General features: G+C 40.8%; 12 protein-coding genes. 4 read left to right on the top strand and 8 right to left on the bottom strand.

The features are described from left to right. Positions 1-285: 285 nt before the first annotated feature. Positions 286-756, top strand: coding sequence for an RNA recognition motif domain-containing protein (locus N483_RS03090; RefSeq protein WP_023400637.1), 471 nt, complete (start codon positions 286-288; stop codon positions 754-756). Here N483_RS03090 and murI read toward each other — a convergent pair. After that, positions 740-1,552: a glutamate racemase gene (murI, locus tag N483_RS03085; protein ID WP_023400638.1), complete on the bottom strand. Its 813-nt coding sequence runs from the start codon at positions 1,550-1,552 to the stop codon at positions 740-742. The two genes, N483_RS03090 and murI, sit on opposite strands and share 17 nt — an antisense overlap. 75 nt (positions 1,553-1,627) lie before the next feature. Beyond that, positions 1,628-2,731: a DUF5610 domain-containing protein gene (locus N483_RS03080; protein ID WP_023400639.1), complete on the bottom strand. Its 1,104-nt coding sequence runs from the start codon at positions 2,729-2,731 to the stop codon at positions 1,628-1,630. Positions 2,732-2,892: 161 nt separating this feature from the next. Here N483_RS03080 and trmA point away from each other — a divergent pair, with 161 nt between their 5' ends. Beyond that, positions 2,893-3,990: a tRNA (uridine(54)-C5)-methyltransferase TrmA gene (gene trmA, locus N483_RS03075; RefSeq protein WP_023400640.1), complete on the top strand. Its 1,098-nt coding sequence runs from the start codon at positions 2,893-2,895 to the stop codon at positions 3,988-3,990. A 63-nt stretch (positions 3,991-4,053) separates the two neighbouring features. Here the strand turns inward: trmA and N483_RS03070 are convergent, their stop codons facing one another. The 4 genes from N483_RS03070 to ccoG all read right to left on the bottom strand — a co-directional run bounded on the left by N483_RS03070 (position 4,054) and on the right by ccoG (position 7,892). Then, the gene (locus N483_RS03070) at positions 4,054-4,686 is read right to left on the bottom strand and encodes a thiol:disulfide interchange protein DsbA/DsbL (protein ID WP_023400641.1); all 633 of its coding nucleotides are present in this window, start codon (positions 4,684-4,686) and stop codon (positions 4,054-4,056) included. A 15-nt stretch (positions 4,687-4,701) separates the two neighbouring features. Then, positions 4,702-5,325 (bottom strand): thiol:disulfide interchange protein DsbA/DsbL, encoded by a 624-nt coding sequence (locus N483_RS03065; protein ID WP_023400642.1) that lies wholly within the window; start codon positions 5,323-5,325, stop codon positions 4,702-4,704. 19 nt (positions 5,326-5,344) lie between these two features. Continuing rightward, positions 5,345-6,319 carry a serine/threonine protein kinase gene (locus N483_RS03060; protein WP_023400643.1) on the bottom strand — a complete coding sequence of 325 codons (975 nt, stop codon included), beginning with the start codon at positions 6,317-6,319 and terminating at the stop codon, positions 5,345-5,347. A 151-nt stretch (positions 6,320-6,470) separates the two neighbouring features. Beyond that, a complete protein-coding gene (gene ccoG, locus N483_RS03055) occupies positions 6,471-7,892 on the bottom strand; it encodes a cytochrome c oxidase accessory protein CcoG (RefSeq protein ID WP_023400644.1) in 1,422 nt (473 codons plus the stop codon). A gap of 216 nt (positions 7,893-8,108) precedes the next feature. Here ccoG and N483_RS03050 point away from each other — a divergent pair, with 216 nt between their 5' ends. Beyond that, the gene (locus N483_RS03050; protein ID WP_023400645.1) at positions 8,109-8,465 is read left to right on the top strand and encodes a hypothetical protein; all 357 of its coding nucleotides are present in this window, start codon (positions 8,109-8,111) and stop codon (positions 8,463-8,465) included. Further along, on the top strand, positions 8,465-8,671 hold the full coding sequence (locus tag N483_RS03045) for a hypothetical protein (protein WP_023400646.1): 207 nt from the start codon (positions 8,465-8,467) through the stop codon (positions 8,669-8,671). The genes N483_RS03050 and N483_RS03045 overlap by 1 nt, the downstream gene beginning before the upstream one ends. 30 nt (positions 8,672-8,701) lie before the next feature. Here N483_RS03045 and N483_RS03040 read toward each other — a convergent pair whose 3' ends face one another. Both N483_RS03040 and N483_RS03035 read right to left on the bottom strand, forming a co-directional pair. After that, positions 8,702-9,277 (bottom strand): UPF0149 family protein, encoded by a 576-nt coding sequence (locus N483_RS03040; protein WP_023400647.1) that lies wholly within the window; start codon positions 9,275-9,277, stop codon positions 8,702-8,704. A gap of 3 nt (positions 9,278-9,280) precedes the next feature. After that, positions 9,281-10,039 carry a type II secretion system protein N gene (locus tag N483_RS03035; RefSeq protein ID WP_023400648.1) on the bottom strand — a complete coding sequence of 253 codons (759 nt, stop codon included), beginning with the start codon at positions 10,037-10,039 and terminating at the stop codon, positions 9,281-9,283. Between the last annotated feature and the right edge of the window lies 1 nt (position 10,040).

The raw sequence follows: 10,040 nt of genomic DNA, 5'->3' as shown, positions 1-10,040 counted from the left end.
CCTTCACTTTGGTTTGCGTTTCTGTTTGCGTCCCGCCGTGTCAGTGGGTGCGCATTATAGGGAGATTTAAGATTGGCGCAAGCGTTTTTTTATTAAATTTAAAAAAAAACATTCAATCGCTCAAAATCCCAGCAAAACCATACCTTAAGACGCTTAAAGCTCAATAAATCAGCATAATTTTACACAACATCTATATTTTATTATTGCGATGTTTAATTAAGTCGTTAAGATAGCAACCTTTCTTTGTTAAATTAATGTGTATTCACTGTTTATTGGTAGATCGTTATGAATTCTTCAGGTCGTAAAACACTCGTTACTATTTTTATACTCGCAATTCTAGGGTATGCAGTAGTGACGTTTTTATTCGCAAATAAAATCGATTCCGCGATTTTATTTGCACTTGGTATTGTGGTAGGTGGTCTGGTAGCACTAACAATTAATAAAACAACTATTGCGCAGCCGGATAATGGCAACACAATTCCAACCAAAACGCTTTATGTAGGCAATTTGCCCTATAGAGCAAATGAACAAGCAGTCAGAGAACTTTTTGAGGAAAAAGGGCAAGTTTTCTCTGTTCGTCTATTAAAAGATAAAAATACTGGGAAAAGAAGAGGCTTTGGTTTTGTTGAAATGTCTGAAAACGATGCAAACAAAGCAATTAAAGAACTTAATGAAATGGAATTTCAACAGCGCACTTTAAAAGTCCGCGAAGCAAAGCAGAAGCAAGAAGAGTCTGAGCCTAATTCTCTAGCTTAATTAATTGCAGCTTTGAACATTGCGCGGCACCATTTGTGTGTGTCGCATACCAATGCGTCATGTCAATTTGAGATGACGCTAACTCTTCTACTCCAATAGCTGTTTGGCTACTTACTATTGATAACCTGCCTGTTTGCATTAATAGATATTCTACCCGCTTTGCTATTGCGTAACCTGAGTCCACCAATTCAACTTCATTATGCAAAAGCTCTTTCAGTGCTTCTTTAATGATTGGGAAATGAGTACAACCTAAAACTAGTCTATCGAGGCGAGGATCTACTTTTAAACGTTTCAGTTCCTCTTTCAATCGCTCATAGGGTAATTCTCTATGCCAGTAGTAAGACTCAGCAATATTTACCAATTCTGTCGAGTGGTGAATATCTACTTTACATCCTTGTGCAAAGTTTGAAATTAAATTTGCTGTGTATGCATTTTTGGAAGTCGCTGGCGTCGCAAGGAGACCAATGTGTTTATTGGTGCTACTAAGAGCAGCAGGCTTAATGGCAGGCACGACACCAACAATTGGGATTTCAGTGTGCTTTCTGGCAGTCTCTAAGGCGTAAGTGGAGGCTGTATTACACGCAATAACTATAATATCAACGTTCACGTCATTTTGGTGTATCCAAAACAACAGAGATACTAATCTATTTGTAATTGTTTCTTGTGACTGGAGTCCATAGGGCAAAAGCGCATTATCCATTACATAGCTGTAACGTGCATCAGGAAGCCTTAGCTGAAGCTCTGATAATACACTTGTCCCACCAATTCCTGAATCAAAAACTAATATATGCGGCAAACTTCAATCCCCCAAAAACGAGGATTGAAGTTTGCCATGCAATACACATAAAATAAACTGCGCCGTGTAAGCTATCTAGCTATTTTGCGTCTCAGCTTTATTATTTAACGCTCCAAAATAGGATTGTGCATAATCTAAAAACTGATTGAGTCTTTGCTGCCCTTCATTCATCCAGGCCATAATATCTGGCAATTGTGCTTGTATTCCCAAAGACTCCGCATCCGCGTTAATTCCTTCAAGCCTCTTGTCAAGTGGTGCAAACGCCTGCTCCAACTCTTTCATTGGATTGCTTTGTTGATACTGTGCAATAGCAGCTGATGTTTTACTCTGCCTTAAATCCATAGTGAAGTTTGATATTTGTTCACTGTTAAGGCTTAATCCTTGAGCAAGCTCAAACGCTTCGTCATATTCACCCGCAAAAAACGAATCACTGACGTCACGAATATCTTCCATCATCGCATTAATGGCTTCTTGTTCTTTTTCATTAAGCTCACCATTGACACTTATAGAGAAGCTCACTTCTTGAGATTGACTTTCTCCATAGGCAAAACCGACATTGTTTCCATCTCGTTCGTAACTGGCTGCGCGTGATTGGCTGTAGGCATCGCTAAATGAAATTACCACTTCATCGCCTTCAGCGGTAGTAAACGCGTACTCAGCTTTATTAGATAAACTCGCAAATTGGGCCGCGCTCACAGACAAATGCTGAGGACTTGGATCAAACAATTCTTTTTCAAATTCATCCAAGCCATTAAAGATGCCCTCTTTAGACTTTTCAATTCCCTCGGTGATGTCATCATTCAATAAACCAGATTCGGTTAATTCATCGGTCGCTTCATCAATCCCCATCTGCACCCCTTTACGGGCTTGCTCAAGCATACCTTTTAATGTGTCATCATCTTTGCCATCAGCTTTTGCTTTATTAATTGCACCTTGTACAAAGCCAAGGACATTTTTGACAATCTCTTCGAAATCAAAGAGCGGTTTTTCTTGCTCTTCTTTTTTCTCAATACCAAGCGCTTGCGCCAACTTATCATCGAGCACTTTCGCTGCGACCTGAGACTTATTACCTTGATAAACATCGGAGTTTATTGAGATATTAGGAATGGTCGGTTTAGCTTTGGCAGCATTGTGCTGCATCGCTGGGTTTAACAGCTGATTCAACTGTCCGATCTTCATGATTGCTCTCCGCTATACCCTATCAGTTAATTATCGGCCATATACGCTAAAGCTAAAGCTATTTTGTACAATAAAAGTGCAATTTTAATGGTAAGCACTGGACAAATGTTCCTCGCCACCTAAAATAGCGCCTCCTTGCAATACATAAAGGTAATCTCAGCATGGCCGTGATCAATATTGATACTTCTTTGTATAGCCAACAGCTATCAGAAAAAAAACAGCGCATCAGCACGCAATTTGCACGCTTTAACGCACCTGAATTAGAGGTTTATGACTCTGAAAAAAATCACTACAGGCAACGCTGTGAATTTCGAGTATGGCACGATGGAGAAGACTTGTATCACATAATGTTTGATCAACAAAGCAAAGAGAAAATACGCGTTGATCAATTTGATCCAGGTGCACCATTGGTCAATGAGCTTATGCAAGTGATGATGAATAAATTACGTCACAATGAAATACTGAGACGCAAGCTATTTCAAATCGACTATCTGTCAACACTCAGTGGTGAGATATTAGTTAGTTTGCTTTATCACAAAAAGCTGGATGATGACTGGCAGCAAGCGATGACCACGCTTAGAGCTGAGCTACAAGAAACTTATAAAATTGATTTTATTGGCCGCGCGCGAAAGCAAAAAGTCGTTTTTGGTGATGACTTTGTGACTGAAAGGCTCAATGTAGATGGTAAAGAGTATATTTACCAGCAAGTAGAAAACAGCTTTACACAGCCTAACGCCAAAGTGAATGAAAAAATGTTGTCATGGGCAAAATCTATCGCGGCCCCACTATCGAATGATTTGCTAGAGTTATATTGCGGTAATGGTAACTTTTCAATCGCCTTAGCTGAGCACTTCGATCGTGTTCTTGCAACTGAAATATCAAAATCATCAGTCCATTCTGCACAGTACAATATTGCAGCGAATCAAGTCGGTAATCTTGATATTATTCGCATGTCGAGTGAAGAGTTTACTGACGCAATGCAAGGCAAACGCTCCTTTTCTCGACTCAACGGAATAGATTTACAATCTTACAACTGTCAGACAATTTTAGTTGACCCACCCCGTGCAGGCATGGATGAACTAACCTGTCGCTTAGTGAGTAACTACGACAACATTATCTACATTTCTTGCAACCCAGATACACTAGAGCGAGACCTCGAGATATTAACTGAGACGCATACTATCGCGCGAATAGCTATATTTGATCAGTTCCCTTATACGCATCATGTCGAATCAGGTGTATTTTTAACTCGTAAGTAAGCCACTTGGCCCTAGAACAAAAAAACCCCGCACATGCGGGGTTTTTGTATGCTAAACGTTTTGTTATTTACTCGCCAAGTAGTTAATTAGTTTAGCGATATCATCTGGACTCGTAATGCCAGAGCTTCTACCTAATACCAACTTATATTTACCATTAACGATAAATGTAGGTACACTCGATAGAGCACCTTTATCTTGAAGTTGTTTTTGCTGCCTCGCCATTTTTGAGGCTTTAGTACGCACAGAAAAACTCTTGTACATCTTGTCAAATTTTGCGCCATCTACACCTTGAGCAACAAACACATCTTTAATGTCTGCAAGTTCATTAAACTTCCCACGCTTAGTATGAATGTGACTAAAAATTGCCGATACAATTTGTTTTTTCTGAGGTAATACCTCTGCAGTAGCCAATGCTGTAGCAATCATTTTTTGATGTTCAGGATCACGGACACCAACAAAGTCAACGTGGCTTTTTTTGAACTTAACACCAGAGTCTAACTTAGGCTTGAATTGATCTATTAGGCCTTCAAAGTTATTACATGCTGGGCAATAAAATGAAAAGTACTCCGTCACTTCTGGCTTTTTAGTGCCACGCTCAGCAATCACTTCATAGTGTTTACCTGCTTCAAAAGTCATTGCATTGGCCGCCAATGGCAGCATAAGTGCCAACAAGGCAGCTTTAATTGATTTCAACATCATATTCTCCGACAATTATTTTTCTAGTAAGTGTTTAACTAATTCGTTGAACTCGGCTTGGCTTCTTAATGAATGCGTGATAACGCGATATTTATCGTTAACAATAAAAGTAGGTACGCCTTTCAATGCGCCAGCTTCGCTAAATCTCTTTTGCTCACCTTGCATTGCTTTCTCTGCAGAGATAACAGGCATACTTGCCAATGCAGAGTCGAACTTCTCAGCTGATACGCCGTGCGCTTCTAATAATTTCTGAACATCTTTCATGCTTGCGAAACGACCATTTTGCTCATGTATGGTCTTAAAGATTTGCTCAACTACCTGAGAGTCAACACCAAACTGCTTAGCAATTATGTAGCCATAACTCAAAAATGACTGTGCTTCAGGCGGGATCCCGCCCATAAAATTTACGTGAATTTTTTCGAATGGCACAGTAATAGGCAAGCTCGCTTGTAAAGCGCGCGCTGGCCCCTCAAATTTATAACAATGTGGACAATAAAAAGAAAAGAACTCAATTACTCTAGGTGTTTTGCTCTTTTCTAAAGTCAGTGTTTCATAGTGCACACTTTCTTTGAATTCAGCAGCGAATGCAGCAAGTGGCATGCATAGCGCCAATAATGCCACTTTAATAGATTTTAACATGTACTTTCTCTCTTAAATTTTATGGATAAACTGTTAGTGCCGGCTCATCTAGCGCGGCTAATTGTTCTTTTAGTGCCAAGATCTGCTGTTCCCAATATTTGTCTGTCGCAAACCAAGAAAAGTTCCTTGGAAAGGCAGGATCATGCCAACGTTTTGCCAACCACCCCATATAATGGATCATACGCATCGCTCTTAACGGTTCAATCAGCTGTAACTGAGCCATATCTAATTCGCTAAACTCTTCATAACCACCTAGCAAAGTGTCTAGTTGCAATACTTGATTTTGGCGATCGCCATTTAACATCATCCAGAGATCTTGAATAGCGGGTCCCTGACGGCAGTCATCTAAATCTACGATCATCAATTGTTCTTGAGACCACAGAATATTGCCAGCATGGCAGTCTCCATGCAATCTGATCGTATCATTAACTACAAATTTTTCTTCCGTTTTTTTAACAACTTGCTCTAGCACTGTCGAAAAAGCCAATTGCAGCGATTGCGGCAGACATTCACTGCTTAAAATGTCTTGGCTAGCCTGTGTCAAATAACTATCGGTATTTATACTTGGACGATGGGTGAAATCATATTGTTTTGCGACACTGTGCAACCGACCAATGTAACGGCCAAGTACTTCGAGCTGATCCAAACTATCCATTTCAAATTGTCGTCCCCCCACACTAGGAAATAAAGCAAATCGATAGCCTTGATGTTCAAACAAACTTTCACCATCTCGTGTGATAGGGCTAACAACCGGTACTTCTGAATCAGCCAATTCAAATGAAAACGCATGCTCTTCTTTTATTTGCTCATCAGACCAACGGTTTGGCCTATAAAACTTAGCGACATAACGCTTCGCATCGTCGCTGCGAAACTGGTAAACACGATTTTCGTAGCTGTTCAGAGGGAGTAGCCCCGACTCAGGATAAATACCAATACTCTCTATTGCATCCAGAATTAAATCTGGCGTGAGATTTTGATAACTAAAGTCACTCATTGCTGCTGTCCATTTATAAAGTAAAAAGTTCTGGTATTGGCAAATAAAGCCTGTGGGTCACAGCGCACTAGGATAAAGCGAAGTATGATAGGAAGCAAAATATATTATGGCTTCAGGGTCACACTAAGTATGGAACCCTGAAGCCAATGGTTCAACGGCCTTTAAAAAAGTTTGTTGGTTGAGATATTTGAGACTGAGAGAGTCCATCGCTTGACAGCACAAAATGAAACTCTGTTACCGGTTTATTTAAGTCGAAGGGGTCCATTACAACTGATACAGGCACATCTAAAGTAGAGCCAGCTGCAACCGTGACCGCTTGCTTACCTAGTAATTCGAAATGAGACAACCCTCTTACAGAGATCGAAAACGTTTGCGAAGTTTGTGCTTTGTTGATCAATTTAAGTGTGTAGGTGTTTTCAACCATGCCGTCAAAGTTAACCCTGTATAGCTGATTTCTATCCCGAATAATATCCAATTCAAAAGTTTTTCGCATCGCGATATTCATTGCAAGCGCACCTGTCAACACCAGTAAAATCAGTACATAGCCAATGAGTTTTGTGCGCACGGGCTTAGTCACTTTTTTTGCATGTTCCAAGTTACGCTCTGTGGTATATGAGATGAGACCTTTGGCATAATTCATCTTGTCCATTACACCATCACAGGCATCGATACAGGCGCCACAGTTAATACACTCATACTGCAGGCCATTTCGTATATCTATGCCGGTGGGACAGACCTGAACACAGAGCTTGCAGTCTATACAGTCACCTAGACCAAGCTCTTTCGGATCTTGTTTCCGACCTCTCGGTCCGCGCCCTTCACCACGCTTATTGTCATAACTGACCGTAAAGGTGTCTTTATCAAACATCGCCGATTGAAAACGCGAATAAGGGCAAATATGTAAACACATGATCTCCCTCATCCACCCCGCATTACCATATGTACAAACTGCAAATACGACCACACTCAAAGTGGCATAGCCACTTGCAGAAAGCATCATTAAGTCCGGTAACAAGGTTCTGATCGGCGTAAAATAGCCAACAAACGTGACGGCCGTATATAGTGAAAAAGCCCCCCAGAAAAAATGTTTAGCACCTTTCCTAAGAAACTTATCGAAATCCATTGGCCGTTGATCTAATTTTTTACGCTGGTTTGCTGAACCCTCACATTTTTCTTCAAACCAGATAAAAATAAAAGTCCAAACCGTTTGCGGGCAAGTATAACCACACCACACACGACCATAAAAAGTCGTTACTAAAAATAAGGCAAACGCCGCTATCATCAAAATGAATGCCAGAATGGTCAAATCTTGTGGCCATAGTGTCAAACCAAAAATATTGAACTTCTGTTCCAATAGGTCAAACAACACCGCTTGCTGTCCATTAAAATTGATCCAAGGAAGAAGCATAAAGGCCAACATCCCTAAAAAGCCGATTCTCTGACGCAATAGTTGATGCATCCCCTTAACAGCTCGGACATAAATTCGATTGCGAGGGTTAAATCGATCAGGTTGAAGGTTTTCTGGCGTTTGGACCTCAACGGGAATATTTTTAATTTTGATCTTATTGTCCATACAAGCTCCTTAAGCGCCTTGGACAGGTTACTTGCTACAGTGACCTTACTTTTACTAAGGATATTATATGCAACAGCTCGCTTTTCGCGTAGCCATAAATCGCACGACGGTGACAAAAACTACGAATAATTCCTGAGTAATTCGCTTGCTTTTGATTCTTGCATTTTATTACACTGTGACTTTGATTGAGTCGAATAGATCAAATTAGCGAGCTTTATGAAAAAATATCTGTTACTTGTACTGATTGTATTAGCACTATTCACCATTGATCACCCTTTGATCAAAGAGCCCAGAGATAAATTGCTAAAGCAAGGTGTAGACACCCTTGGAGAGACCAGTGAAACACAATATAGTCTTGCCGCTAAGCAAGCTAGGCAACATATTGCCAACGAGATTGAATTAACTGAATCTGAAAAAGAATATTTGCTGACAGCACTCGCTACAAACGAAAAAGTAAAAGTCTTTCACGTACGTTATTGTCAAGAGCACGAGCTGAACTTGTACTTTTACGGGCCTAAATTAAAAACAATTTGTGACGCAGCTGCAAAGGCTATAAACAAAGCGGAATTCTAATGATAGACATAGCACAATTTAATAAACTAAGAGCACGCTCTTTTAATGAACAGCGCGCCTTGCTCAAAAAATTATCGAAAGGGCAAACTGTATTGTGCCAGACATGTGGTAACGCGATAAGTTTAAATATTGCGGTTAAAGAGGGTGAAAAAGCTGTCGCACAATGCGCCAAAGGTTGCACACATATCGAACTAGATGTAGCTTAAGCATACCAGCTTAAGCTACAGCACTTTATTTTACTCATCGTATAAGCCGCTATTCACAGCAACTTGTTCTATTAGCTCAGCGTAAGCGGGCGCAATTTCAGCCGCGAGTTGATATTGTTGCTCCACAAATGCATTGATGTCAGCTTCTATCGATTGACAGTAAGCTTCTATTTGATCATGTCCTAGACTAAAAAAGCCTAACAGCTCAGTACTGGTTACCAACGCCTGTTGCAACTCCTCTGAGAGCTGCTCACATTGACTCAACTTATTCAAATACCCTTGGCAGCCATGCAAAAAACCTACGCTCCATTGTTGTTTATCCTGCCACGAGGACGACAACGTGAATGGCAGCGAAAAGCCCTGCGTAAATACCTGCTCACTAATTTGATGGTGCAGAGCTAATAATGCAAATACCACTTCTTCGGAAATATGTTCATCCGCAGCGGTTGCTTCACTCAACCACATTTCAGGTTCCACACCGTCAGGACTACAAACGATGGCAAACAAAAAACCCTCGAGTGCATGTAAGTTAAGTGCCTCTGGACGCTGCTCCAAATATTGAGTGAGCAACGTTTCGTGTGCAGGCAAGTAATTAAAATCCATCATCGGTTACATACTCACCGGATATCGGCCTTCAGCATCCGGACGACCTAAATACTTAACCGCTTCGTGAACTTCTTTAGGCAGTGATGCATCTGGTTTTACGTTTCCTGCAACTTTAAATTGCATATTCTCAGCAAGCGTTGCATCTGCGCGTAGGCCTAGCAGGTTTTCTGGCTCAACAACAATCGCTATATCGCCCGATTTACAGCTTAATAAACCGCTTAAATCTCCAATGCTAAACCAACCTGACATACCTTTAACTTGAATCTCAGGGCTACTGATATCGCCTTTTAGATTTTCGCAATAAGGCTGGCCACTATTAAATTCTTCAAGCTTTAATATGATGCGACCTTTGGCGTCAACGGGTAAAGGCAGATTAACTTGATGCATTGCCTGCTCGACGCTAAACCTTAGAGTTGTTTGACTCAACTCTAAATCATTGCCAAAAAGTGACACTCCAAATGTACTGCGACCAGATATTTCAGACGCTTGGCGCGGGTTGCCAAAGTTTAATTTCCCCTGAAGCTGGCCCGATAATAAGCCCCAGCCGTTGAGCTGCCACTTCACATCGTTAAACTGTAAATTCTGATATCTAACACCGCTGATTTGCCCCTGCCAAAGGGTACCTGTCACCGCCCCTAAACGTACATTATTTGGGATATGTGATTGCACTAATTGTAAGGCTACGGGTGCCGGAATACTTATGACCGTAAAAACAATAAACGCGAATAAGAAAGCCAATACTACACTAACTGCATTTTTCATA

The organism is Pseudoalteromonas luteoviolacea NCIMB 1944 (genome assembly GCF_001625565.1).
GTDB lineage: Bacteria > Pseudomonadota > Gammaproteobacteria > Enterobacterales > Alteromonadaceae > Pseudoalteromonas > Pseudoalteromonas luteoviolacea_F.
The sequence above is the reverse complement of the archived record's forward strand: the minus strand, read 5'-3'. Positions and strand labels throughout refer to the sequence as shown.

Excerpts from the sequence above, each read along its gene's own strand:
- N483_RS03090 (WP_023400637.1), top strand. The coding sequence starts at position 286 with ATGAATTCTTCAGGTCGTAAAACACTCGTTACTATTTTTATACTCGCA.
- N483_RS03035 (WP_023400648.1), bottom strand. The coding sequence starts at position 10,039 with ATGAAAAATGCAGTTAGTGTAGTATTGGCTTTCTTATTCGCGTTTATT.
- trmA (WP_023400640.1), top strand. The coding sequence starts at position 2,893 with ATGGCCGTGATCAATATTGATACTTCTTTGTATAGCCAACAGCTATCA.
- N483_RS03045 (WP_023400646.1), top strand. The coding sequence starts at position 8,465 with ATGATAGACATAGCACAATTTAATAAACTAAGAGCACGCTCTTTTAAT.
- N483_RS03080 (WP_023400639.1), bottom strand. The coding sequence starts at position 2,731 with ATGAAGATCGGACAGTTGAATCAGCTGTTAAACCCAGCGATGCAGCAC.
- N483_RS03065 (WP_023400642.1), bottom strand. The coding sequence starts at position 5,325 with ATGTTAAAATCTATTAAAGTGGCATTATTGGCGCTATGCATGCCACTT.
- N483_RS03070 (WP_023400641.1), bottom strand. The coding sequence starts at position 4,686 with ATGTTGAAATCAATTAAAGCTGCCTTGTTGGCACTTATGCTGCCATTG.
- ccoG (WP_023400644.1), bottom strand. The coding sequence starts at position 7,892 with ATGGACAATAAGATCAAAATTAAAAATATTCCCGTTGAGGTCCAAACG.
- N483_RS03060 (WP_023400643.1), bottom strand. The coding sequence starts at position 6,319 with ATGAGTGACTTTAGTTATCAAAATCTCACGCCAGATTTAATTCTGGAT.
- N483_RS03050 (WP_023400645.1), top strand. The coding sequence starts at position 8,109 with ATGAAAAAATATCTGTTACTTGTACTGATTGTATTAGCACTATTCACC.
- N483_RS03040 (WP_023400647.1), bottom strand. The coding sequence starts at position 9,277 with ATGATGGATTTTAATTACTTGCCTGCACACGAAACGTTGCTCACTCAA.